20 protein-coding genes are annotated in these 23,757 nt (G+C 72.1%); 15 read left to right on the top strand and 5 right to left on the bottom strand.

The genetic code is table 11. The features are described from left to right. The first annotated feature begins 145 nt into the window (after positions 1-145). The 12 genes from ACFV88_RS05685 (at position 146) to ACFV88_RS05630 (ending at position 14,574) form a co-directional block, all read left to right on the top strand. Positions 146-1,453 carry a DUF6716 putative glycosyltransferase gene (locus ACFV88_RS05685; protein WP_385486375.1) on the top strand — a complete coding sequence of 436 codons (1,308 nt, stop codon included), beginning with the start codon at positions 146-148 and terminating at the stop codon, positions 1,451-1,453. A 394-nt stretch (positions 1,454-1,847) separates the two neighbouring features. Continuing rightward, a complete protein-coding gene (locus ACFV88_RS05680) occupies positions 1,848-3,095 on the top strand; it encodes a cytidylyltransferase domain-containing protein (RefSeq protein WP_385486373.1) in 1,248 nt (415 codons plus the stop codon). 12 nt (positions 3,096-3,107) lie between these two features. Further along, positions 3,108-4,055, top strand: a complete 948-nt coding sequence (locus tag ACFV88_RS05675; RefSeq protein WP_385486371.1) for an N-acetylneuraminate synthase family protein — start codon at positions 3,108-3,110, stop codon at positions 4,053-4,055. A 43-nt stretch (positions 4,056-4,098) separates the two neighbouring features. After that, positions 4,099-5,208, top strand: a complete 1,110-nt coding sequence (locus ACFV88_RS05670; protein ID WP_385486369.1) for a hypothetical protein — start codon at positions 4,099-4,101, stop codon at positions 5,206-5,208. A 136-nt stretch (positions 5,209-5,344) separates the two neighbouring features. Continuing rightward, a complete protein-coding gene (locus tag ACFV88_RS05665) occupies positions 5,345-6,592 on the top strand; it encodes an amidohydrolase (protein WP_385486367.1) in 1,248 nt (415 codons plus the stop codon). An 841-nt stretch (positions 6,593-7,433) separates the two neighbouring features. Next, entirely contained in the window at positions 7,434-8,495 is a 1,062-nt protein-coding gene (locus ACFV88_RS05660) for a BMP family protein (RefSeq protein ID WP_385486365.1), read from the top strand. Between the two features lie 208 nt (positions 8,496-8,703). After that, positions 8,704-10,356, top strand: a complete 1,653-nt coding sequence (locus tag ACFV88_RS05655) for an ABC transporter ATP-binding protein (RefSeq protein WP_385486738.1) — start codon at positions 8,704-8,706, stop codon at positions 10,354-10,356. Then, entirely contained in the window at positions 10,353-11,486 is a 1,134-nt protein-coding gene (locus tag ACFV88_RS05650) for an ABC transporter permease (RefSeq protein WP_385486363.1), read from the top strand. Before ACFV88_RS05655 ends, ACFV88_RS05650 begins: the two co-directional genes overlap by 4 nt. Next, a complete protein-coding gene (locus ACFV88_RS05645; protein WP_385486361.1) occupies positions 11,483-12,772 on the top strand; it encodes an ABC transporter permease in 1,290 nt (429 codons plus the stop codon). The genes ACFV88_RS05650 and ACFV88_RS05645 overlap by 4 nt, the downstream gene beginning before the upstream one ends. Further along, positions 12,769-13,191 carry a cytidine deaminase gene (locus tag ACFV88_RS05640; RefSeq protein ID WP_385486359.1) on the top strand — a complete coding sequence of 141 codons (423 nt, stop codon included), beginning with the start codon at positions 12,769-12,771 and terminating at the stop codon, positions 13,189-13,191. The genes ACFV88_RS05645 and ACFV88_RS05640 overlap by 4 nt, the downstream gene beginning before the upstream one ends. Positions 13,192-13,281: 90 nt before the next feature. Continuing rightward, positions 13,282-13,674 (top strand): RidA family protein, encoded by a 393-nt coding sequence (locus tag ACFV88_RS05635; protein ID WP_385486357.1) that lies wholly within the window; start codon positions 13,282-13,284, stop codon positions 13,672-13,674. 138 nt (positions 13,675-13,812) lie between these two features. Then, a complete protein-coding gene (locus tag ACFV88_RS05630; protein WP_385486355.1) occupies positions 13,813-14,574 on the top strand; it encodes a GntR family transcriptional regulator in 762 nt (253 codons plus the stop codon). Between the two features lie 683 nt (positions 14,575-15,257). Here ACFV88_RS05630 and ACFV88_RS05625 read toward each other — a convergent pair. After that, positions 15,258-15,713 carry a winged helix-turn-helix transcriptional regulator gene (locus ACFV88_RS05625; RefSeq protein WP_385486353.1) on the bottom strand — a complete coding sequence of 152 codons (456 nt, stop codon included), beginning with the start codon at positions 15,711-15,713 and terminating at the stop codon, positions 15,258-15,260. Positions 15,714-15,816: 103 nt separating this feature from the next. Here ACFV88_RS05625 and ACFV88_RS05620 point away from each other — a divergent pair, with 103 nt between their 5' ends. Then, positions 15,817-17,103, top strand: coding sequence for an MFS transporter (locus tag ACFV88_RS05620; protein WP_385486351.1), 1,287 nt, complete (start codon positions 15,817-15,819; stop codon positions 17,101-17,103). 183 nt (positions 17,104-17,286) lie between these two features. Beyond that, positions 17,287-18,564: a thymidine phosphorylase gene (locus tag ACFV88_RS05615; protein ID WP_385486349.1), complete on the top strand. Its 1,278-nt coding sequence runs from the start codon at positions 17,287-17,289 to the stop codon at positions 18,562-18,564. 42 nt (positions 18,565-18,606) lie between these two features. Here ACFV88_RS05615 and ACFV88_RS05610 read toward each other — a convergent pair whose 3' ends face one another. Both ACFV88_RS05610 and ACFV88_RS05605 read right to left on the bottom strand, forming a co-directional pair. Further along, positions 18,607-19,254 (bottom strand): class I SAM-dependent methyltransferase, encoded by a 648-nt coding sequence (locus ACFV88_RS05610; protein ID WP_385486347.1) that lies wholly within the window; start codon positions 19,252-19,254, stop codon positions 18,607-18,609. Positions 19,255-19,331: 77 nt separating this feature from the next. After that, positions 19,332-20,201, bottom strand: a complete 870-nt coding sequence (locus ACFV88_RS05605; RefSeq protein WP_385486345.1) for an NAD(P)H-binding protein — start codon at positions 20,199-20,201, stop codon at positions 19,332-19,334. A gap of 138 nt (positions 20,202-20,339) precedes the next feature. Between ACFV88_RS05605 and ACFV88_RS05600 the strand changes: the two genes are divergently transcribed. Further along, a complete protein-coding gene (locus tag ACFV88_RS05600; protein ID WP_385486343.1) occupies positions 20,340-21,326 on the top strand; it encodes a cupin domain-containing protein in 987 nt (328 codons plus the stop codon). Between the two features lie 509 nt (positions 21,327-21,835). Here the strand turns inward: ACFV88_RS05600 and ACFV88_RS05595 are convergent. Both ACFV88_RS05595 and ACFV88_RS05590 read right to left on the bottom strand, forming a co-directional pair. Next, on the bottom strand, positions 21,836-22,426 hold the full coding sequence (locus ACFV88_RS05595) for a lytic polysaccharide monooxygenase (RefSeq protein WP_385486341.1): 591 nt from the start codon (positions 22,424-22,426) through the stop codon (positions 21,836-21,838). A 369-nt stretch (positions 22,427-22,795) separates the two neighbouring features. Then, a complete protein-coding gene (locus ACFV88_RS05590) occupies positions 22,796-23,752 on the bottom strand; it encodes a LysR family transcriptional regulator (RefSeq protein WP_385486339.1) in 957 nt (318 codons plus the stop codon). Positions 23,753-23,757 lie beyond the last annotated feature (5 nt).

Below are 23,757 nucleotides of genomic sequence, written 5' to 3'. Positions count from 1 at the left end.
CCGGTGAACGGCATGTGGCAGAACGGTTAACCGAACGCGCTCCCCGGTGTTCCCGAGGTCAATTGGTGAATCCGCGGTGTGCTGTTCACCCTTTGTTGTACTCGGGTTGGGCCGCGCCTCCGCATTGCTTCCTAGCGTCCTCGGTGTGCCAGCAAGTACCTCGAAGTCCCCGCGGGTCGCCGTACTCGCCGATTCCGACACCCGGTGGAAGTGGGGCGCCCTCACCGCGCACCGACTCGTCCCCGGCGGACGGCTCGACGGCCACCTCCTGCGCGGCCGGGCCACCCCGACGCCCCGCCAACTCGGCGAGGTCGACGAGGCCGGGGTGCGTCCCGACTCCGTCACGGAGGCCACCGCCGCGGAGTTCCTCGCCACCATGGCGCGGGAGCGTTACGACGTGGTCGTCCTCGCCCTGGTCGGCGGTGGCGTCCAGGCGATGCTGCACGGCCTCACCCACGCCTGGCGGGGCCGGGAACGGCGCCCCGTCGTCGTCACCGGTTACGTCGGCGTCGTCTACGAGAAGCTGACCGACGGGCTGCTGCTGCGGCACGGCGCCGATCTGGTCCTCGCCAACTCCCGCCGCGACGCGGAACGGTTCCGTGCGGTGTACGAGGGCGTGGGCGCAGACGCCTCCGCCGTGGTCGAGGTGGCGCTGCCGTTCCTCGGCGGCGCGCCGTACCGCCCCGCCGACCCGTACACGGTGGTGTTCGCCGCCCAACCCTCCGTACCGGCCGCTCGGGCCGACCGGGTGTACCTCCTGGAGCGACTGGTCCGGCACGCCCGCCGGCACCCGGACCGCGAGGTGCTGCTCAAGCTGCGCTCCCGGCCCGGCGAACACACCACCCACGTCGAGGAACTGCCGTACCAGAAGCTCGTCCGCGGCCTGCGGCCCCCCGCCAACTTCCGGCTCGTGTACGGGCACATGGGCGAGGTGCTGGACCGTGCGGACCTGCTCGTCACCGTCAGCTCCACCGCCGCGCTCGAAGGGCTGCACCGGGGGGTGCCCACTGCGGTCCTCACCGACCTCGGGGTGCGCGAAGCGCTCGGCAACCACCACTTCGTGGGCTCCGGCTGCCTCGTCTCCTGGGACCGACTCGACGCGGGGCGGGTGCCGGTGGCCGACCCGCGCTGGACGCAGCGGAACGGGGTGGCGCCCGGCGACGCGTACGACACGGCGTTCGACGCGGCGCGGGGGCGGATCGCGGTGCTGCTCGGCGGGACGGGGCCAGGGGTGCTCGCGCCCTATTACGGCGCCCGCACCGCGCCGGGGTACCTGCCGGGCCTCCTCGCCCGGTACCACCTGGGTGTTGACGGTGCGCCCCTTGCCGGGGTGCCGGGCGGGGGTCGGGCTTCCGGGCCGGTGCGGCAGGTGGTGCGGCGGGCTGCGCGGGGGGCTTATCGGCACGGGGTGCAGCGGGTTGCGCCGGTCGTGCGGCGCTTGGGGGAGCTGTGAACGCGGTTGCTCCCGGGTGCGTGGTGGTTGCCCGCGCAGTTCCCCGCGCCCCTTGGGTGCGTTTCGCCGGGGGTGCGTTGTCCGGTTGGCCTGCGTCCCGTGTTCGCGCAGTTCCCCGCGCGCCTTGGGTGCGTCCCGGTGGGGGTGCGTTGTCCAGCTGGCCTGCGTCCGGCGTTTGCGCAGTTCCCCGCGCCCCTTTGGGGGGCTGCGGGTGTCTCGGCGGGGTGCGCGCCCTGTACCGGGCCCCGTCAGGGGCGCGGGGAACTGCGCGAGCAACCACGACGGACCCGTCACCCGAGCGACGAGGCGGGAGCGCCCCGACCGAGGGGCGCGGGGAACTGCGCGAAACCACCGCGCACCGCACCACACCGCAGCCACCTGGAAGGACGGACCGATGACCGTACGCGCCCCCCACCCGGCAAGGGTCTTGGCCGTGGTTCCCGCCCGGGGCGGCTCCAAGGGAGTCCCGGGCAAGAACCTCGCAACGGTCGGCGGAGTCCCCCTGGTCGTCCGGGCGATACGCGCCTGCCGCGCCGCCCCGCACGTCACGGACGTCATCGTCTCCACCGACGACCCCGCGATCGCCGAGGCCGCCCGACTCGCCGACGCCGAAGTGGTGCTGCGTCCCGCCGCCCTCGCGGACGACACCGCGACCAGCGAAGCCGCCGTCCTGCACGCCCTGGACGCCCACGAGTCGCGCCACGGCCACCCCGTGGACGTCGTGCTCCTCGTCCAGTGCACCAGCCCGTTCCTGACGGGCGCCGACGTGGACGCGGTCGCCGCCGCCGTCGCCCGGGGCGCCGACACGGCCGTGACCGTCGCCCCCTTCCACGGCTTCGTCTGGCGGGACGCCGCGACCGGCGGGGGGACCGGCGTCAACCACGACAAGGCGGTCCGACCCCGCCGTCAGGACCGCCCCCAGGACCTCCTGGAGACCGGCGCCGCCTACGCCATGGCCGCCCCCGGCTTCCGGACCGCCCGGCACCGCTTCTTCGGCCGGACCGCCCTGGTGCGCACCGACGCGGCGCGCGTCCTGGAGATCGACGACCCGCACGACCTCGCCCGCGCCCGAGCCCTCGCACCGCTGCTCGACGCGGACCGGCCCGGCGCCCTGCCGCGCCGCACCGACGTGGACGCGGTCGTCCTCGACTTCGACGGCACCCAGACCGACGACCGGGTGCTCATCGACTCCGACGGACGGGAAACCGTCGCCGTGCACCGCGGTGACGGACTCGGCATCGCCGCCCTGCGCGAGGCCGGCCTGGCGCTGCTGGTCCTCTCCACGGAACGGAACCCGGTGGTCGCCGCCCGGGCCCGAAAGCTCCGCATCCCGGTCCTGCACGGCATCGACCGCAAGGACCTCGCACTGAAGCAGTGGTGCGAGGAACGGGGCATCGCACCGGAACGCGTGCTCTACGCCGGCAACGACGTCAACGACCTGCCGTGCTTCGCCCTCGCGGGCTGGCCGGTGGCCGTCGCGAACGCCCACGACGTCGTCCGCGGCGCCGCCCGCGCCGTCACCACCGCCCGCGGCGGCGACGGCGCGATCCGCGAGATCGCCGCCTGGCTCCTCGGCCCCTCACTCGACGGCCCCACCCCCGACAACCCCACACCCGGCAACAGCTCCACACCCGACAGCTAAGGAACCACCCCCATGTCCCAGCACCCCTCCCGTCTGCGCACCCTCGGCACCAAGACCGCCGGGCCCGGCCGCCCCGTCTACGTCACCGGTGAGATCGGCATCAACCACAACGGCGACCTGGAGAAGGCGCTCGCCTTGATCGACGCCGCCGCCGAAGCGGGCTGCGACGCCGTCAAGTTCCAGAAGCGCACCCCGGAGATCTGCACCCCGCGCGACCAGTGGGACATCGAGCGCGACACCCCCTGGGGCCGCATGACCTACATCGACTACCGCCACCGCGTCGAGTTCGGCGAGGACGAGTACCGCGCCATAGACCAGTACTGCGCCCGGCGCGGCATCGACTGGTTCGCCTCCCCGTGGGACACCGAGGCCGTCGCGTTCCTGGAGAAGTTCGACGTCCCCGCCCACAAGGTCGCCTCCGCGTCCCTCACCGACGACGAGCTGCTGCGCGCCCTGCGCGCCACCGGCCGCACCGTGATCCTGTCCACCGGCATGTCGACGCCCCAGCAGATCCGGCACGCCGTCGAGGTCCTCGGCTCCGACAACATCCTGCTCTGTCACGCCACGTCCACGTACCCGGCGAAGGCCGAGGAACTGAACCTGCGCGTGATCCACACCCTCCAGCAGGAGTACCCGAACGTCCCGATCGGCTACTCCGGGCACGAGACGGGCCTCCAGACCACCCTCGCGGCCGTCGCCCTCGGCGCGGTGTTCGTGGAGCGGCACATCACCCTGGACCGCGCCATGTGGGGTTCCGACCAGGCCGCGTCCGTCGAGCCGCAGGGACTGAGCCGACTGGTGCGGGACATCCGCACCGTCGAGGCGTCCCTCGGCGACGGCGTCAAGAAGGTCTACGACTCCGAGCTCGGTCCCATGCGCAAGCTGCGCCGCGTCCCCGGCGTCGTCGTGCAGGGCGAGGCCGAGATCGCTGCCGCCGCGGGCGAGCCCGTCACCGTCTGACGCACCCCACCCCCGCCACCCAGCACCCCCCCCGGAGCGGTCGTTGAGTCCCCGAGTCGGGCCGCAGGGCCCCACCCGCCCTACCCGCCCCACCCCGACGCTCGCGTTCGTCGAGAGCCCCGTCCAACTCCTCAACGTGTTGGAGTGGGCCCACGGCGGCGAGCGCACCCCCGGCGCCCCGGCCGGGGACCCGCCGGACGTCACCGTGGTGGTGCTGTCGCCCGGCGACCCGATGACCCGGGGCCAGCTCCGCCGGATGGCCGAGCTGGCCCGGGACGAGGGCCACCGGGTCCGCTGGGAGGAGGCCCGCGGTGGCAGCACGGCCCCCCTCCGCACGGTCCGGGGCCTGGCCCCGCTGCTGCGCGGAGCGGACCGGGTCGTCATCGGCGACCCGTTCTCCCGCTACGTCCAACTCCTGCTCACCCTGACCCGGGCCCCGGAGCTGGTCGTGGTGGACGACGGCACCGCCACCATGGAGTTCACCGCCCAGCTCGCGGGCGGTGAACGCCTGGTGCGCTGGCACCGCCGCGGTGGCCGGCCGGGCCCGCGCGACCTGCTGTTCGCCCCCGTCTCCGGCGCGGCCAGACGCCGGCTGACCCCCACCGGGGACCGTGCGGTCGAGGTGTTCTCCGCGATGCCGATCGCGACGGTGCCCGAGGGCGTCCGGATCACCGCCAACGACTTCTCCTGGACCCGGTCGCGCTTCGGCCCGCCCAGGGTCAGCGCGGGGGCGGACCTGGTCGGCACCTCCCTGGTGGAGACGGGCGTCGTGGACCCCGACCGCTACCTGGACGCCGTCCGGGCGCTCGCCCGCGCCCACGGCGCCACCCGGTACTTCGCCCACCGCCGCGAGAGCCCCGAGAAACTGCACCGGCTGGCCACGACCACCGGCCTGGAGGTGTGCCGCCCCGACCTGCCGTTGGAGCTGATAGCCCGCCGGGGCCCGATCGGCCGCACGGTGCTCAGCTTCCCGTCCACCGTCGTCCACACCCTGCCGCTCGCCCTCGCCGGTACGGAAGCCAGGGTCGCCGTCTGTGACATCGACCCCGACTGGCTCACCGCACGCGCCTCCCCCCGGGCGCACGGCTTCCTCTCGGGGGTCACCGGCACCGCCCGTGACGTGCACCGACTGCGGTCCGTGTGCGCGGGATAACCACGTGTCCTACCCGCTCCCCGGGGTGTTCATTCGCGCCGCGCCGTGAACCGTTACGCCAATCCGGCTGAACTTTCCTAGATCACGGCCCAGTTGACCCTCCCGGCGCTTTACCCTTCAAAGGGTGAACCAACTGATGTCCGCTGACACAGACTCCACGCCCGAAGCCGACCGCCCCGGCGGGACCCCCCTGGCCGGGACGCTCCCCGGCACCCTGCCCGAAGCGCTCCGTGCCGAGCTGATCGCGTTCCGCCGCGACATGCACATGCACCCGGAGCTGGGCAACCAGGAGTTCCGCACCACGGCCGCCATCAAGACCCGACTGGAACGGGCGGGCCTCACGCCCCGGGTCCTGGCCACCGGCACCGGCCTCATCTGTGACATCGGCACCGGGGACGGGGCCCGTCCCATGCTGGCACTGCGCGCGGACATCGACGCCCTGCCCATCCCGGACACCAAGACGGGCTGCGCCTACCGCTCCACGGTGCCCGACCGGGCGCACGCCTGCGGCCACGATGCGCACACCACCGTCGTCCTCGGCGCCGGCCTGGTCCTCGCCGAGCTGCACCGCGAGGGAACGCTCCCGCACCCCGTCCGGCTGATCTTCCAGCCCGCCGAGGAGGTGCTGCCCGGCGGGGCGCCCGACGCGATCGCCTCCGGCGCCCTCGACGGGGTCGGCCGGATCATCGGCGTCCACTGCGACCCGCGGGTCGACGCCGGCCGCATCGGGCTGCGCCACGGGCCCATCACCTCCGCCTGCGACCGCCTGGAGGTCTCCCTCGACGGCCCCGGCGGCCACACCGCGCGGCCCCACCTCACCACCGACCTGGTGGCCGCCGCGGCCCGGGTCGCCATCGACGTGCCCGCCCTGGTCGCCCGGCGGGTCGACGCCCGCTCCGGCCTCTCCGTCACCTGGGGCCGCATCGAGTCCGGCCACACCTGCAACGTCATCCCGCAGCACGCGGAACTGTCCGGCACGGTCCGTTGCCTCGACCTCGACGCGTGGCGGCGCGCACCGGATCTGGTCCACGCGGCGATCGACGAGGTCGCGAGCATGTACCGGGCGAAGACCGAGATCACCTACGTCCGGGGCGTCCCCCCGGTCGTCAACCACCCCGACGTCACCGAGCTGCTGCGGTCCGCGATGACGGCGCGGCGGGGGGCCGGGGCCGTCGAGGACACCGTGCAGAGCCTCGGGGGCGAGGACTTCTCCTGGTACCTGGAGCATGTGCCCGGGGCGATGGCCCGGTTGGGGGTGCGGGTGCCCGGGGAGCGGGCGGTGCGGGACCTTCACCAGGGGGACTTCGATGTCGACGAGGGGGCGATCACCGTCGGTGTCGAGTTGTTCACCGCGGCTGCGCTGCTGGACGCGGAGAGTCGCTGACGCGGTTCCGGGGGTCAACACGGTGCGCCCCCTCCGGTGCGATCACCTCGCGGTGTGCGGTTCCGTGCGGGTGCGCTGTGCTGTCGCGCAGTTCCCCGCGCCCCCTATCGGGTGCGTCCTGGTGTGCGTGCGTTGTCCTGCGCGGGTGCGCGGTCGTTTCGCGCAGTTCCCCGCGCCCCTGATCGGGGTACGTCCACCTGCGGGTCCGCTGTCCTGCGCGGGTCCGCGGTTGCTCTGCGCAGTTCCCCGCGCCCCTGATCGGGTGCGTCCCGGCGTGGGTGCGTTGTCCTGTGCGGTGCGCTTCGGTTTCGCGCAGTTCCCCGCGCCCCTTGTCGGGGGCTGGGGCGGGGTTGCATTCCGCGGGTCACAGACCGCGCCAGAGCAGCGCACCGCCAGGTGGACGCACCCCGATAGGGGCGCGGGGAACTGCGCAAAGCCACAGCGCACCCGCACGGAACCGCACACCGCCAGGTGATCGCACCCGATCAGGGGCGCGGGGAACTGCGCGACAGCACAGCGCACCCGCACGGAACCGCACACCGCCAGGTGGATGCACCCCGATAGGGGCGCGGGGAACTGCGCGAAACGACAGCGCACCGAGCAGAACAGCACACCGCCAGGTGATCGCACCTGCACAGGCCCCCACCCCGCAGAGGGAAAGGCCAACCACCACGCCCCCCACAGGCCCCCCGAACCCCACCACCCGCCTGGCCCCCGCACGGGCTGTGCGTCGATCCGATAACAGCTCCGCAAGAGCCCTTTATCTGACATCTACGCGCGTTACGATCGCGGCAAAACCAGCGCCGCAAGTGGCGCTTCGGTCAGGTTGAAGGAGCCCCCCTTGCGTCGGGTAGCCAAACTCTCCGCCGTGGTCGCCGCGACCGCCGCGCTTTCACTCACCGCCACGGCCTGTGGCAGCACGTCGTCCGAGAAGAAGGAGTCCGGTTCGGACTCGTCGTCCAGCGGGGGCAAGGGCGTCAAGATCGGTCTTGCCTACGACGTCGGCGGCCGTGGTGACTACTCGTTCAACGACTCCGCCGCCCGTGGCGCGGACAAGGCGAAGAAGGAGCTTGGCGGTGAGCTCAAGGAGCTGACCGCGAAGGTCACCGACACCGAGGCGGACCGCGAGCAGCGCCTGTCCTCCCTCGCCGATGCGGGTTACAACCCGATCATCGGTGTCGGCTACGCCTACTCCGCGTCGATGACGAAGATCGCCGCGAAGTACCCGGACACCACCTTCGGCATCGTGGACTCGGTCGTCGAGGCCAAGAACGTCGCCAGCATCACGTTCACCGAGGAGCAGGGCTCCTACCTGGCCGGCGTCGCCGCCGCGCTGAAGACGAAGAAGGACCACGTCGGCTTCATCGGCGGCGCGGACATCCCGCTGATCAAGAAGTTCGAGGCGGGCTTCGTCCAGGGCGTCAAGGAGACCAACTCCAAGATCAAGGTCGACACCCAGTACCTGAGCCGCGGCTCGGACACCTCCGGTTTCGCCAGCCCCGACAAGGGCAAGGAAGCCGCCCAGGGCATGCTGGACAACGGCGCCGACGTGGTCTACACGGCGGCCGGCTCCTCCGGCACCGGTGCCATCGAGGCCGTCGCGGGCGTCAAGGGCGCCTGGGGCATCGGCGTCGACTCGGACCAGTACAACGTCCCGGGTCTGGCGAAGTACAAGAGCTCGGTGCTGACCTCGGTCGTCAAGAACGTCGACCTCGGCGTCTACGACCTGGTCAAGTCGGTCAAGGACGGCAAGCCGCTCTCCGGCGTCAACTCGTACCCGCTGAAGGACGGCGGCGTCTCGCTCTCCGAGAGCGGCGGCTTCCTCAAGGACATCCAGTCCAAGCTGGACGAGGCCAAGAAGAAGATCGTCGACGGCGCGGTCAAGGTCAAGACGACCCCGTAGTCACGCGGTCCGGTCCACCGGACCTGGGCTCGGTGGGGAGGGGCGGGTCGCGCCTCCCTGCCGAGCCATAACGATGTGTCAACTCTACGCGTGTAGCGTGGAGTTGGCGCGTGACGTCCTCCGACGTCCCGGCGACAGTTGCACACGTCGCCACCCCCCGGCGGCACCGGGAACCCGCGTCGCCGACGCCCGCCCTCCCACGCCTCGCCTGCCCCTTTTCCCCGAGGAGTGCGCCATCAACGCGTCCAGCTCGTCACCGCCGCCGGCCGCTGCCGTCGAACTGCGCGGCATCACCAAGCGGTTCCCCGGCGTCGTCGCCAACCGCGACATCGACATCACCGTCCGCAAGGGCACCGTCCATGCCCTGTGCGGCGAGAACGGTGCCGGCAAGTCCACCCTGATGAAGATCCTCTACGGCATGCAGAAGCCGGACGAGGGCACCATCACGGTCGACGGCGAGCAGGTGTCGTTCTCCAGCCCCTCCGACGCGATCGCGCGCGGCATCGGCATGGTGCACCAGCACTTCATGCTCGCCGACAACCTGACCGTGCTGGAGAACGTCGTCCTCGGCGCCGAGAAGCTGCACGGCATCGGCGGGAAGGCCCGCAAGCGGATCAAGGAACTGTCCGACGCGTACAGCCTCGGCGTCCGCCCCGACGTCCTCGTCGAAGAGCTCGGCGTCGCCGACCGCCAGCGGGTGGAGATCCTCAAGGTCCTCTACCGGGGCGCACGCACCCTCATCCTCGACGAGCCCACCGCGGTGCTCGTCCCGCAGGAGGTCGACGCCCTGTTCGACAACCTGCGGGAGCTGAAGTCCGAGGGCCTGACCGTCATCTTCATCTCGCACAAGCTCGGCGAGGTGCTGTCGGTCGCCGACGACATCACCGTCATCCGGCGCGGCACCACCGTCGGCACCGCCGACCCCCGCACCACCACCTCCAAGCAGCTCGCCGAGCTGATGGTCGGCAGCGAGCTGCCCTCGCCCGAGACCTCCGGGTCCACCGTCACGGACGTCCCGACCCTCGTCGTGGACTCCGTCCGGCTCACCCAGACCGACCTCGACGGCATCGAGCGGATCATCCTCGACGACGTTACCCTCACCATCCACCAGGGCGAGGTCCTCGGCATCGCCGGCGTGGAGGGCAACGGCCAGTCGGAACTGGTCGAGGCGATCATGGGGATGCGCAACCCGGACAGCGGGACCATCACCCTCGGGGACGCCGACATCACCCACGCCCCCACCCGGCACCGCCGGGAACAGGGCATCGGCTACATCCCCGAGGACCGCCACCGCCACGGCCTGCTCCTCGAAGCGCCGCTCTGGGAGAACCGGATGCTCGGCCACGTCACCGAGCGCCCCAACTCCCGCGGCGGACTCCTCGACATCAAGGCCGCCCGCGCCGACACCGAGCGCATCGTCACCGAGTACGACGTGCGCACCCCCGGCATCGACGTCACCGCGGCCTCGCTGTCCGGCGGCAACCAGCAGAAGCTGATCGTCGGCCGGGAGATGAGCCACAACCCGAAGCTCCTGATCGCCGCCCACCCCACCCGGGGCGTGGACGTCGGCGCGCAGGCCCAGATCTGGGACCAGATCCGTGAGGCCCGCCGCGAGGGCCTCGCCGTGCTGCTGATCTCCGCCGACCTGGACGAGCTGATCGGCCTCTCCGACAGCCTGCGGGTGATGTTCCGCGGCAAACTGGTCGCCGACGCCGACCCGCACTCCATCACGCCCGAGGAACTGGGCTCCGCCATGACCGGCGCGGCCACCGGCCACCTGGAACACACCGAGGACGCCCCCGGCGCCGCCCCCGCGGGCCCCGAGGCGGACGGCACGGAGTCGGAGGACGACGCCCGATGAAGAAACTGACCTCCCGCCTCGACAAGGAGCGGCTGCTCCTCGCGGTGGCGGCACCGGCCCTCGCGCTGGTTGCCGCACTGATCATCACCGCACTGGTGCTCCTGGCCACCGGCAAGGACCCGTTCGCCGCGTTCAGCGACATGATGACCTACGGCTCCGCCAGCGACAGCCAGGTCTACATCCTGAACAAGGCGACCACGTACTACCTCGCCGGCATCGCCGTCGCCATCGGCTTCCGGATGAACCTCTTCAACATCGGCGTAGACGGCCAGTACCGGCTCGCCGCGTTCGTCGCCGCCCTGCTCGGCGGGGCGCTCACCGCGCCCGGCTGGCTGGCCATCCCGCTGATGATCCTCTGCGCGATGGCGGTGGGCGCCCTGTGGGCCTCCATCGCGGGCATCCTCAAGGTGACCCGGGGCGTCAGCGAGGTCATCTCGACCATCATGCTGAACGCCATCGCCACCGCCGTGATCGGCTACCTCATCCAGCCCGAGCAGCTCGGCCAGCTCGACAAGGCGGGCACCCTGGTGTCCACCACGCCGCTGCCGGAGAGCTCCTGGTTCTTCGCCTTCGACGCCGGACCGGCCGGTGAGGTGTGGGGCTTCGTCATCATCGCGATCCTCGTCGGCGTCCTGTACTGGTTCGTCCTCGGGCGCACCCGCTTCGGCTTCGACCTGCGCACCGTCGGCCAGTCCGACTCGGCCGCCGCCGCCAGCGGCGTCAGCGTCAAGAAGATGGTCGCCACCAGCATGCTCCTGTCGGGTGCGGTCGCCGGACTCATCGGCATGCCGACCCTGCTCAACGACAGCCACCAGTTCGCCAACGACTTCCCGCTGGGCATCGGCTTCACCGGCATCGCCATCGCACTGCTCGGCCGCAACCACCCCGTCGGCATCGCCCTGGGCGCCCTGCTGTGGGGCTTCCTGGAGCGCACCACCAGCCATCTGGAACTCCAGGGCTACGACAAGGAGATCCTCGGCGTGATCCAGGGCGTCATCGTCCTGTGCGTCGTCATCGCCTACGAAGTGGTCCGTCGTTACGGCCTCCAGCGCCAGCAGCAGCGCGTCGGTGCCGAACTCGCCGCCCAGGCCGCCGCCGCCCGTACCGAGAAGCAGGAGGTGGCCCGATGACCGCCACGATGACCGACACGCCGCCGCCGGCGGCGCCCAAGGCGGACCGGGGCGCGACCAAGCGCAGCCGCTGGACGCTCTCGCGCATCCTGCTCGTCATCGCGGGCGCGCTCGTCCTGGTCTCCGCCGTCCGCGTCGTCACCGGCGCCGACCAGCTCACCTCCGAGGGCCAGATCAGCGCGGCCCTCAGGCTCGCCGTCCCGATCGGCCTCGCCGGCCTCGCCGGTCTGTGGTCCGAGCGGGCGGGCGTCGTCAACATCGGCCTCGAAGGCATGATGATCCTCGGCACCTTCGGCGCCGGCTGGATCGGCTGGCAGACCAGCCCCTGGCTCGGACTCGCCTGCGGCGTCGGCTTCGGCGTGATCGGCGGCCTCATCCACGCCGTCGCCACCGTCACCTTCGGCGTCGACCACATCGTCTCCGGTGTGGCGATCAACCTGCTGGCGCTGGGCGCCACCCAGTACCTCGCCAAGCTCTTCTTCGCCGGTGGCGACGCGGCCACCGCGGGCGGCAACCCCAAGCAGTCCCCGCCCGCCGAGTCGCTGCCCGAGATCACGATCCCCGGACTTTCCGACGGCCTCCAGAGCGTCCAGGACCTGCACTGGTTCCTGATCTCCGACGTCGCCGGCATCCTCGGCGGCCTGGTCACCAACGTCTCGGTGGTCACCCTCCTCGCCGTCCTGCTCTTCTTCGCGAGCTGGTGGATCCTGTGGCGCACCCCCTTCGGGCTGCGACTGCGCTCCTGCGGCGAGAACCCGATCGCCGCCGAGTCCCTCGGTGTCAACGTCTACAAGCACAAGTACCTCGCCGTCGCCATCTCCGGCGGCCTCGCCGGCCTCGGCGGCGCCTTCCTCGCCCTGGTCACCTCGCACATCTACCTGGAGGGCCAGACCGGCGGACGCGGGTACATCGGCCTCGCCGCGATGATCTTCGGCAACTGGCGGCCCGGCGGGCTCGCCATGGGTGCCGGCCTGTTCGGCTTCTCCGACGCGCTCCAGCTGCGCAACGGCGGCGAGGTCGTCCACGCGATGCTGCTGCTCCTGGTCGTCCTGCTGGTGCTGCTCGCCGGCTGGAAGCTGTACCGCAAGGCCGTGGTGCAGGGCGTGATCAGCCTGGTCGTCGCCGCGGTGGTGCTGGTCTGGTTCCTCCTCACGGACGAGGTCCCCGGCGAGTTCGTCGGCGCCACCCCGTACGTCGTGACCCTGTTGGTCCTCTCCCTCGCGGCACAACGCCTGCGGATGCCCAAGGCTGACGGCATGAGGTACCGCAAGGGCCAAGGCAAGTGACGCCCCCCGCACCGGCGCAGGACGACCGGGTCGCCCCGGTCGACTGGGACGACCTGCGCGAGGCGGCCCGGGACGCCATGTCCCGGGCGTACGCCCCCTACTCGCACTATCCGGTGGGCGCCGCCGCCCGCGTGGACGACGGCCGCACCGTTACCGGCTGCAACGTCGAGAACGCCTCGTACGGGATCGGCCTGTGCGCCGAGTGCGGGCTGGTGTCCGAACTGCTCAACACGGGCGGCGGCCGGCTCACCCACTTCACCTGTGTGGACGGACGGGGCGAGGTCCTCGTCCCGTGCGGGCGCTGTCGCCAGCTCCTGTACGAGTTCGGTGGCCCCGGACTGCTCCTGGAGACCCCGGCGGGTCTGCTCCCCCTGTCCGAGATGCTCCCCCAGGCCTTCGGCCCGGAGCACCTCGCATAACCGACCCGCCCGCCCGACCCGACGGCCCCCGTCCCCGCTGCCCGCGGGGGCGGGGGCCGTCGGCGTCGGGGAACGTGGGAGTCTGGAGCGATGGAGACGGTGAGGAAGAACGTGGGTTCCGGGTCGCCCCTCGAACCGGAGATCGGTTTCTCCCGGGCGGTCCGGGTCGGCTCGCACATCGCGGTCGCCGGCACGGCCCCCCTCGGGGACGACGGGACCACCGTGGGACAGGGTGACGTCTACGCCCAGACCGTCAGGTGCCTGGACATCGCCGAAGCGGCGCTGGAGGACGCGGGGGCCTCGTTCGCGGACGTCATCCGCACCCGCATCATGCTCACGGACGTGACCCGCTGGCGTGAGGCGGCGCGGGCCCACGGGGAGCGCTTCGCCGCGGTGCGTCCGGTCACCACGTTCGTGGAGGTCTCGCGCTTCATCGACCCGGACTGGCTCGTCGAGGTGGAGGTCGACGCGGTCCTCGGCTAGCTCGGGCGGTCGGCCGTTCACACGGTCCCGGCCCGGCGGCTGGCCCATCGGGAACGGGCCACCGGTCCGGTTCGTGCGTGTTCGGGGCGCGTGGTTCGATGGATGCGCATGCTCCATAGGGTGCCCAGGGAGGTACAGGTGATCGATCCATCGGATGCGCGACCGCCGTTCCGGCAGGTCGCGGACGCGCTGCGGGCCGCGATCACCTCCGGTGTGTACGGGCCAGGTGACAAGCTCCCGTCCGCACGGGAGTTGGCCGGCGAGTACGAGATCACCCACGTGACGGCCTCGCAGGCGGTCGCCGCGCTCAAGGCCGAGGGCCTTGTCGAGTCCCACGTGGGCAGGGGAGTGTTCGTACGTGCTCCCGCCGACCGTCGGCGCATCGATCGGGGCCGTGGTGTGCTGAGCGACGAACGCGGCTACTACTTCGATGCCCAAGCCAAGGGGTGGGTCGCCCTGGCGCCATCGGTGCTCCACTGGGGAACGGCTCCGGCGGATGTCGCCACACTCATGGGCATCGGGGCTGACGAGCCCACCTTTCGGCGTGAGCGCAACATGGGCCCGCCCGGCAGCACGTTCCCGCTTCAGCTGGCCACGTCATACCTTCCCGAGCGCATCGCACGAGGCACCCGGCTCGAAGAACGCGACACGGGTCCGACCGGAATCTACGGCCTCATGGAGGCAGCCGGGCACGTCCTGCACTGGATCGAAGTGTGCAACGCACGCATGCCGACCCCGCAAGAACGCGAACTGCTGCGCCTGGGTGACGGTGTCCCGGTCCTGCGCTTGCTGAGGGTCACTCGCAACCAGCACGGAGAATGCCTCGAAGTCAACGACACGCGGATGTCCGCCGAACGGTTCGAAGTGTCCTATCGGATGGATCCGAGCAGACTCGATTGAGGTTGGTTGTCTAGGTGTCATAGTGAGGTTGTGGTCGTGAGGCCACGGCCTTTCCAGGCCCCGTGCAGGAGCGGCGCCCCTACCGCCAAGCAGATGCGCCGCCCCGTCCCATGCAGGGAGGTTCCCTCATGCCTTCTCCTCGCCCGTCGGACTTCACGTCGCGCTGTCGAGGCCATAGGAACCGAGGCCGCCTCACGCAGTAGGCCAGGGTCGGCCGGAGTTCGGTTCGGTGCACCCGTTGCGCCAGCGCGACGCGATGACGCGGAGCGCGTGCCAGGTGTGCGGGGGCGGTGCGAGCCGAACCTCGCGGGGCTGGCTCTTCCTCCTTCCGGCATCGAGTTCTGAGGCGGGATCGCCGGAGTGGCCTGAAGGGGTGCACTGTGCGAAGCCGCCGATCTGTCGGCCCTGTGCTGCGATCGCGCTGCGACGCTGTCCTCATCTGCGGGAAGCGGTGGCCGTCAGGGCCCGGAAGGTGCGGCCGTGTGGCGTCTTCGGCGCGTTCCATGCCCCCGGAGGTCTCGGTGGTCTGACCTCCTCCGCTGACTGTTACCTCCCCTATGGGCATCCGCAGAGCCGCTGGTTCCTTGCCTCGCAACAGGTGTCGGAACTGCGGCGCTGTACTCTCGTCGACCTTCGGTCGGAGTTCCCCGACTGACCCCGGGGCCCGTGCGACTCGGCTCCGATCAATCCCCCGCGGGCAGCTTGTGGACCGCGGTGTCACCGGGGTCCAACCGGCGTCCGTCCGCCGCCCGGACCTCCAGCGCGCGCAGCGGACGCTCGTGCCGACGGTCGACCAACTCCGAGTGCGGCTCCCCGGGTTCGAAGAGGCTCTGCTCGCCCCACTGCCGTAGCGCCACGATCACGGGGAACAGCGCTTCGCCCTTCGAGGTCAGGACGTACTCGCGGTAGGCGCTGCCGTCGGAGGCGGGGACGGAGGCGAGGACGCCACTGTCGACCAGGGCGCGCAGACGCGCGGTGAGGATGTTCTTCGCGACGCCGAGGCTGCGCTGGAACTCCCCGAAACGGCGACTCCCGTCGAACGCGTCCCGCACGATCAACAGCGACCACCAGTCCCCGATCGCGTCGACCGACCGCGCGACCGGACAGTCACTGTCGTCGAGGCGCTTCCTTCTCACCATGCCGTTCCCCGCTCCCATTCCGGTTGCAACATGCTACCAAGCGGGCTACCGTCCATACTGGTAGCAAGTTGAAACCAGCTTGCCGGAGGGGTGGAGGGGCGCCATGGTGGGGAACCGTGAGGTCGGCAGCGGTGCGACGGAGGTGCCGCGACGCGGGCCCGACGACGGCGGACCCGCACCCTCGCCCGAACGTGCTTCCCCGTCCGTGCCGCCACCCCGCGGGGTGGTTCCGCTGCTCGCCGTCGCCGGCGGAGCCGCAGTGGCCAACGTCTACTTCGCGCAACCGCTCCTGGTGACGATCGGCCGCGACCTCGGGATGAGCCCGGCACTGGTCGGCGGCATCGTGACGCTGACCCAGGTCGGCTACGGGCTGGGACTCTTCCTGCTGGTGCCGCTGGGGGACATGGTCGACCGCCGCCGCCTCATCGTTGCCCAACTGCTGATGCTGGTAGGGGCCTTGGCCGTGGTCGCCGCCGCCCCCGCCGCATCGGTGCTGCTCGCGGGCATGGCAGCCGTGGGCCTGCTCGCGGTGGTGACGCAGACGCTGGTCGTCCACGCCGCATCGCTCGCACCTCCCGACCGGCGCGGGCGGGTCGTCGGTCAGGTGACCGGTGGCGTCGTCATCGGCATCCTGCTCGCCCGTACGGTGGCCGGCCTGCTGGCCGACTTCGCGGGCTGGCGGTCCGTCTACCTCGCCTCGGCGGTCCTCACCGCCCTGCTCGCCCTCGTCCTGCACCGATCGCTCCCGCAACGCCACGCCGACGCCGCGCCGAGCACCCTGCGTTACGGTCAGCTCCTGCGCTCCACGGTCACCCTCTTCGCACGGGAACCGCTCCTCAGGCTCCGGGCCCTGCTCGCCTTCCTGGTCTTCGCCGCCTTCAGCACCCTGTGGAGCAGTGTCGCGCTGCCGCTCAGCGAGGCCCCGCACTCCCTGTCCCACACCGCGATCGGAGCGTTCGGGCTGGTCGGTGCCGTGGGTGCGCTCGCGGCCAACGCGGCGGGGCGGCTGAACGACCGCGGACTCTCCCGATGGACCACCGGCGGCGGCCTGGCCCTGCTCGCCGTCTCCTGGCTACCGCTGGCCCACGTCGACAGCTCGCTGTGGGCCCTGGTCATCGGGGTGATCGTCCTGGACTTCGCCGTGCAGGCGGTCCACGTCACCAACCAGACCCTCATCTACGCACTCCATCCGGAGGCGGGCGGCCGGCTGATCGGCGGCTACATGGTCTTCTACTCGATCGGCAGCGCCACCGGCGCCCTCGCCGCCACCTCCCTCTACGCGGCGTTCGGCTGGGGTGCCGTGTGCGTACTGGGCGCCGGAATCAGCACCCTCGCGTTCCTGGTGTGGACGCTCACCGGCCACGACCGGCTCACCGGCCGCGACCACTGAACCCGCTCCGATCCGGTGCGCCCGCTCGGCGGTGCGTTCCGCTGATGACCGGTCCCGCCGCGGGCACGGGGCCCGCCCGGGATGTCCCCGGACGTACCCAACCTCTCTCTATGCGCGTAGAGTCGCATACCCGTGCCCCCGGGCCGGCGGCACGGGTGTTCTCAGTCGTTGGAAGGACATGCCATGGACGTCATCTCCGTCATCCGCGCCAAGCGGGACCGCAGCGAACTCAGCGATGAGCAGATCGACTGGGTCATCGACGCGTACACCCGCGGCACGGTCGCCGACGAGCAGATGTCCGCCCTGGCCATGGCGATCCTGCTGAACGGCATGAACCGTCGCGAGATCGCCCGCTGGACCGCCGCGATGATCGCCTCCGGCGAGCGCATGGACTTCTCGTCGCTGTCCCGGCCCACCGCCGACAAGCACTCCACCGGCGGCGTCGGCGACAAGATCACCCTGCCGCTCGCCCCGCTGGTCGCCGCCTGCGGGGCCGCCGTGCCGCAGCTCTCGGGCCGCGGTCTCGGCCACACCGGCGGCACCCTGGACAAGCTGGAGTCCATCCCCGGCTGGCGTGCGCTGCTCTCCAACGAGCAGATGCTGTCCGTCCTCGACGGGGTCGGCGCCGTGATCTGCGCGGCGGGCGACGGACTGGCCCCGGCCGACAAGAAGCTGTACGCGCTGCGGGACGTCACCGGCACCGTCGAGGCCATTCCGCTGATCGCGTCCTCGATCATGTCGAAGAAGATCGCCGAGGGCACCGGTTCCCTCGTCCTGGACGTCAAGGTCGGCACCGGCGCGTTCATGAAGAACCTGGACGACGCCCGCGAGCTGGCGTCCACCATGGTCGGCCTGGGCACCGACAGCGGAGTGCGCACGGTCGCCCTGCTCACCGACATGTCCACCCCGCTCGGCCTGACCGCGGGCAACGCACTGGAGGTCCGCGAGTCGGTCGAGGTCCTCGCGGGCGGCGGCCCGGCCGACGTCGTCGAACTCACCCTCGCGCTCGCCCGCGAGATGCTGGACGCGGCGGGGCTGCGCGACGTCGACCCGGCTAAGGCGCTCGCCGACGGTTCCGCGATGGACGTGTGGCGCCGCATGATCGCCGCCCAGGGCGGCGACCCCGACGCGCCGCTGCCGGTCGCCCGCGAGCAGCACGTCATCACGGCGCCCGCGTCCGGTGTGCTCACCCGGCTCGACGCGTACGACGTCGGTGTGGCCGCCTGGCGGCTCGGTGCCGGGCGCGCCCGCAAGGAGGACCCGGTGCAGGCCGGGGCGGGCGTCGAGCTCCACGCCAAGCCGGGTGACACGGTCACCGAGGGCCAGCCGCTGCTGACCCTGCACACCGACACCCCCGAGCGCTTCGACTACGCACTGGAGTCCTTGACGGGCGCCTACGACGTCACCGTCGACCCGACGGACTTCGCGCCGAGCCCGATCGTTCTGGAACGCATCTCCTAACCGTCCCGCGCCTGGCGGGCACCCGCCCCGGTCGACCGTGCGTCAGCCGGGGCGGCGCGCCACGAACAGCACATGGCCGCTGTCCCCCTCGGGGACGAACTGCTCCCGTTCGACCTGGAGTCCGGCCTCGGCGAGCCAGGCCCGGCTGGTGTCCGCGTCGGGGTGGCTCCACCACATGGTGACCCCGCTGCCGAGCCAGTCCTCGTCGGTGCCCGTCCAGGCGCGCTGGCCCACCGTGGCGAGGAACTGCCCGCCCGGCCGCAGCCACCCGGTGAGGCGTCGCAGCAGGGGGAGCTGTTCGTCCAACGGGACATGGATCAGCGAGTACAGGGCGAGCACCGCGTCGAAGGACTCCGGTGCGAAGTCGACGGCGGTGGCGTCGGCCTCGAAGAACTCGGCCTCCGGCACGAGGAGCCGGGCCCGGCGCACCTGGACCCCGCTGATGTCGACGCCGGTGACCCGGTGCCCCGCCGCCGCCAGGTCCCGGGCGACGGGCACCCCGCTCCCGCAGCCCAGGTCGAGCACCCGACCGCCCGGCTCCAGACGTGCGCACAGGTCGGTGAGCCACTCCCGGTACTTGGTGTCCGCGTCGAACGCCGTCTCGTACCGGAGCGACAGCGCGTCGTAGCCGCGCCGGACGACGTCCTTGGGGCCGTCCGGAACACCTTCGGCAACACCTTCAACTGGCATGTCGCCGCACGGTAGTCGGGGCACGCCGACCCCGCGAGCGGTTTTCACCCGGCCCCCGCCCCGAGGCCCACTGAAGCTCAGCCGGCGGACTCCTGGGCGGACCCCTGGGCGAGCACCGCACCGAAGTCCGTGGCCGCCACGTACGCGGCGAGGGCCCGGGGCTCCCGCCCGAGCGCCCGCTGCACCCCGTCGCCGAGCGCCTCGCTACGGCCCTCCCGGATGTGCCGGAACAACTGCAGCAGCAACTGGGCCACCTCCTCGGGCGTCCCGGCGGCCCGCTGGTCCGCCAGGTACTCCTCGTCGCTGACCGGCACGTGGCGCAGGGGCCGTCCGGCGGCGGCGCCGATCTCGGCGACGGTCTCCCCGAGGGTCAGCGCCCGCGGCCCGGACAGGACGTACGTCTCGCCCGCGTGCCCGTCCTCGGTCAGCGCGACGGCGGCGACCTCGGCCAGGTCCTCCAGGTCGATGAACGCCTCCCGACCCTCACCGGTGGGGATGCGCAGCTCGCCCGTGGTGAACACGGAGGACAGGAACCACTCCTCCGTGAAGTTCTGGACGAACCACCCGGGGCGCAGGATCGTCCAGTCGAGGCCCGACTCGGTCACCGCGTCCTCGGTGGCGCGCAAGGCGGGGTCGTCGACCTCGCCCCAGACCCGGGCGGACAGCAACACCAGCCGCTGCACGCCCCGTTCGGCGGCGATCCGGGCGAAGGCGCGGACCTCGGCGGCGGCGTCCGGTCCCTGGGAGTCCACGATGTAGACGGCGCGCACCCCTTCGAGGGCGGGCCCCCAGGTGTCGGGGTCGGACCAGTCGAAGCGGGTCGTGGCCTTGCGGGAGGCGGGGCGGGCGGTGAAGCCACGGCGGATCAGCTCGGCGGTGACCCGGCGGCCGGTCTTACCGGTTCCGCCGAGGACGAGCACGGGCGCGGAGTTCTGTTCGGTCGTCATGCACACCAGTCAAACCGCAGGTGGCGGGGTGCGCGATGGCTGTCGCGCTCACGTAGATGTCCATCCGTCCAAGGGGCGCCCCGGCGGCGGCGCCCGAGCCGGGAGCCGTCCGGTCGCCGGCCTGCCTAGACTCACAGGATGGATGACGCGCTGTCCGTCCTGTTGCGGGACGTCCGCCCGCAGGGGGCACTGTTCGACCAGGCCGTGTTGCGCCCGCCGTGGTCCCTCCGCTTCGAGGAGCACAACCAGCTCGTCCTGCTCACCATGTTCAGCGGTGAGGCGTGGCTCAGCAGCGACGCGGTCGGCGGGGTGACCCCGGCGCCGGTTCTGCTGCGCCCCGGTGACGTGGTGATCGTGGTGGGCCCCGAGCCGTACGTCATCAGCGACGATCCCGGCACGGCCCCGCTCGTCGTCGTCCAGGGCACCGCTCGCTGTACGACGCCGGGGGGCGCCCTGCTGATCGACGACTGCCCGGGATGCCGGCACGCGACGGGCGCGCGGGACGGTCGGGGCGACGGGTGCGACGGCGAGGGGCCGCAGCCGGTGGCGCTCAAGGGCACGTACCGGGTGGAGAGCAGTGTGTCGCAGCGGGTGTTGGACGCCTTGCCGCGGTTCGTCCGGGTGCCGTCGCCGCCGGGCGGGTCCGCGACCCTGGAGATGATCGCCGAGGAGATCCACCGGAACACCCCCGGGCAGCAGGTGGTCCTGGACCGGCTGCTGGAGCTGCTGCTGGTGTCGAGCCTGCGGGCCTGGTTCGAACTGCCCGAGGCGTCGGCCCCGTCCTGGTACCGGGCGTACGGGGACCCGGTCGTCAGCCGGGCCCTGAAGCTGTTGCACGACGACCCGGCCCGTCCCTGGACGGTTGCCGCGCTCGCCGCGACGGTGGGGGTCTCCCGGGCGGGGCTCGCCCGGCGGTTCACCGAGCTGATGGGGAGCCCGCCGATGGCGTACCTCACGGAGTGGCGGATCTGTCTCGCGGCGGATCTGCTGTCCCGCACGGACGACACGGTCGAGGCGGTCTCCCGGCGGGTCGGCTACGCCAATGCGTATGCGCTGAGCGTGGCGTTCAAGCGGACCAAGGGCGTGCGGCCCACTGAGCACCGGGCGATGTCCCGCACGTCCTGACCGGAGCGGTGCTGCTTCGTCGCCTTCTACGGGTGCGCCGTGCGTGCCCGCGCAGTTCCCCGCGCCCCTGTCGGGGCCGCTCTGGCCCGCGTGCGCTGGCACGTGCGGGTGCGCCGTGGTTGCTCGCGCAGTTCCCCGCGCCCCTGTCGGGGCTGCTCTGGCCCGCGTGCGCTGGCACGTGCGGGTGCGCCGTGGTTGCTCGCGCAGTTCCCCGCGCCCCTGTCGGGGCGCCCTGCTGCGGGTGCGCTGTCCGCCGAGGCTGCCGCAGACCAGCACGGGCCCCGATAGGGGCGCGGGGAACTGCGCAAAAAACCGCGCACCTGCACAGCACAGCGATCCCGAGCCCGGGACGGCCCCGATAAGGGGCGCGGGGAACTGCGCAGAACCAACCGCGCACCCGAGAGGCACAGCGCACCGCCAGGTGAACGCACCCGCACAGCCCGACGCCCGCCCCCGAGAGGAGAGACGGGCGCCCGTGCCTGAGGAGGGCGGACCGTACGGAAGAGCGCCTAGAACTGAACGTCAGAGCAGGAGTAGAACGCGTTATCCGTGTTGTCCACGGTCCACACGCCGAGGATCAGGTGCTTGCCGGACTTCTGCGGCAGCACCCCGGAGTGGGTGACGGTCCAGTCCGGCATGCGACCGCCGAAGGGCACCGTCAGGAACGGCTGCGGTTCGAGGTCCGCCCTGGTCAGCGGCTTCGACGGGTCGTACCCGTCCTTGGTGATGTAGTAGCGGAAGTCGGTCGTGGCGTGCCGGGCGACCATGCGCCAGGTGAACGTGTAGTTCTGGCCGCTGTTGACCTTGGTCGCGGGCCACTTGCCGCCGCGCGGGTCGTCCAGCTCGGAGAACCGGCCGACGCCGCCCGCACAGATCTTGCCGTCGGCGGGGCCGCGCCCGGGGAAGCCCTTGTAGCCCTCGACGCTCCACGCCTCCCATTCGATCTGGCCGCAGTTCTGGACGCTCCCGTTCCCGCACAGCGTGGAGCGGCTGGCGGGCGAGTCCACGTAGCCGTGGCCCTGGGCGCTGCCGGTGGCGGCGAAGAGCGCGGCGACGGCCAGGCCCGCGCCGAGCACGGAAGTGCTGAGCTTCTTGCGCATGGTTCACTCCTGAGGTGGGGGTGCCTCGATGTCGTGGGGGAGGCGGAGTCATCAGCGTGGTCTAGACCAAGGCCCAGGGTATTTCGGCCAGTTGGCCCTCTCCAACGCTGCTTTCGGTCACATGGGAACGCGGGCGAAGGCGTTCAATTCCGCCCCACGCCTCGTTGAGCGTGCAACCGCCTGGGCCCCGGCGGCGGGCCGCCCGCGTCGGAACCCCGCAACGTCAGGGGCGCGCGGAGCCCGAACGCCCGCCGCCCGGCGGGTCCGCACCGGCCCCCCGGACCCCACCGCTCCCCGATGGCTCAACTCCGGCACCCACCGCGCCTCCCGGCCCCTTCCCGACCGGCTCTCGCCCCCCTCTCGACCGGCTCAGCCCGGCAGCAGGTGCCCCCGCTGCGCCAGCAGGAACCGCTTGAACGCCGCCACGGGAGGGGTGTCCGGACCGCCGCCCGCGAGCCAGGCCACCCCGATCTCGCGCACCGCGCGCGGCGCCGTCACCGTCAGCTCCACCACCCCCGGCCGGGCCACCGTGGGCGGCGGCAGCAGCGCCACCCCGAGCCCCGCCTGCACCAGGCCCCGCAGGGTCTCGGCCTCCTCCCCCTCGAAGGCCACCCGCGGCCGGAAGCCCGCCGCCGCGCACAGGTCGTCGGTGATGCGGCGCAGCCCGTACCCCTCCTCCAGCGTCACGAAGGTCTCGTCGGCGGCCTCCGCGAGACGGATGCGGCGCCGGCCCGCCAAGCGGTGGTCGTCCGGCACCACGAGCCGCAGCCGCTGCTCGTCCAACCGCCGGGCCACCAGATCGGGCGCGTCCGGCACCGGTGACGTCAGGCACAGGTCAAGCTCCCCCGCGCGCAGCCGCTCCAACATGGCCTCGCCGTAGTTCTGCACCAGGCTGAAGCGGATCCGGGGGTGATCGGCACGGAAGGCGCGGATCAGTCCGGGGACCGTCTCCGTGCCCAGGGTGTGCAGGAAGCCGAAGGCGACCTTCCCGCTCGCCGGATCGGTGTCGGCGCGCACTTCTTCGGCGGCCCGCCCGATGCCGTCGAGCGCGCGCTCGACGGAGGTGAGGAAGGTGCGGCCCGCCGGGGTGAGCGCGAGGGTGCGGCCCCGCCGCGCGAACAGGTCGACCCCGAGGTCCTGCTCCAACCGGACCATCGCCCGCGACAGCGTCGACTGCGGCACCTGCATCTCCTGCGCGGCCCGCGTCACGTGCTCGGTACGGGCCACCCCGGCGAAGTACGCCAGCCGCGGCGCCAACAGTGTGACGATGTCATCTACGTCACCAGCAGATGACAGCCGCGCCCCTGAGCTCTCCTTATGCACCATGGGAA

Origin of the sequence: Streptomyces sp. NPDC059816, assembly GCF_042732055.1 — a bacterium.
Taxonomy (GTDB): domain Bacteria; phylum Actinomycetota; class Actinomycetes; order Streptomycetales; family Streptomycetaceae; genus Streptomyces.
Note: the sequence above shows the minus strand (reverse complement) of the source record. Positions and strands in the feature narration are given on the sequence as shown.

What these genes read in the sequence shown, in the direction of transcription:
- ACFV88_RS05645 (WP_385486361.1), top strand. Translation starts at nt 11,483, where the DNA reads ATGACCGCCACGATGACCGACACGCCGCCGCCGGCGGCGCCCAAGGCG.
- ACFV88_RS05610 (WP_385486347.1), bottom strand. Translation starts at nt 19,254, where the DNA reads ATGCCAGTTGAAGGTGTTGCCGAAGGTGTTCCGGACGGCCCCAAGGAC.
- ACFV88_RS05635 (WP_385486357.1), top strand. Translation starts at nt 13,282, where the DNA reads ATGGAGACGGTGAGGAAGAACGTGGGTTCCGGGTCGCCCCTCGAACCG.
- ACFV88_RS05615 (WP_385486349.1), top strand. Translation starts at nt 17,287, where the DNA reads ATGGACGTCATCTCCGTCATCCGCGCCAAGCGGGACCGCAGCGAACTC.
- ACFV88_RS05625 (WP_385486353.1), bottom strand. Translation starts at nt 15,713, where the DNA reads ATGGTGAGAAGGAAGCGCCTCGACGACAGTGACTGTCCGGTCGCGCGG.
- ACFV88_RS05665 (WP_385486367.1), top strand. Translation starts at nt 5,345, where the DNA reads ATGTCCGCTGACACAGACTCCACGCCCGAAGCCGACCGCCCCGGCGGG.
- ACFV88_RS05590 (WP_385486339.1), bottom strand. Translation starts at nt 23,752, where the DNA reads ATGGTGCATAAGGAGAGCTCAGGGGCGCGGCTGTCATCTGCTGGTGAC.
- ACFV88_RS05595 (WP_385486341.1), bottom strand. Translation starts at nt 22,426, where the DNA reads ATGCGCAAGAAGCTCAGCACTTCCGTGCTCGGCGCGGGCCTGGCCGTC.
- ACFV88_RS05600 (WP_385486343.1), top strand. Translation starts at nt 20,340, where the DNA reads ATGGATGACGCGCTGTCCGTCCTGTTGCGGGACGTCCGCCCGCAGGGG.
- ACFV88_RS05650 (WP_385486363.1), top strand. Translation starts at nt 10,353, where the DNA reads ATGAAGAAACTGACCTCCCGCCTCGACAAGGAGCGGCTGCTCCTCGCG.
- ACFV88_RS05620 (WP_385486351.1), top strand. Translation starts at nt 15,817, where the DNA reads ATGGTGGGGAACCGTGAGGTCGGCAGCGGTGCGACGGAGGTGCCGCGA.
- ACFV88_RS05680 (WP_385486373.1), top strand. Translation starts at nt 1,848, where the DNA reads ATGACCGTACGCGCCCCCCACCCGGCAAGGGTCTTGGCCGTGGTTCCC.
- ACFV88_RS05605 (WP_385486345.1), bottom strand. Translation starts at nt 20,201, where the DNA reads ATGACGACCGAACAGAACTCCGCGCCCGTGCTCGTCCTCGGCGGAACC.
- ACFV88_RS05675 (WP_385486371.1), top strand. Translation starts at nt 3,108, where the DNA reads ATGTCCCAGCACCCCTCCCGTCTGCGCACCCTCGGCACCAAGACCGCC.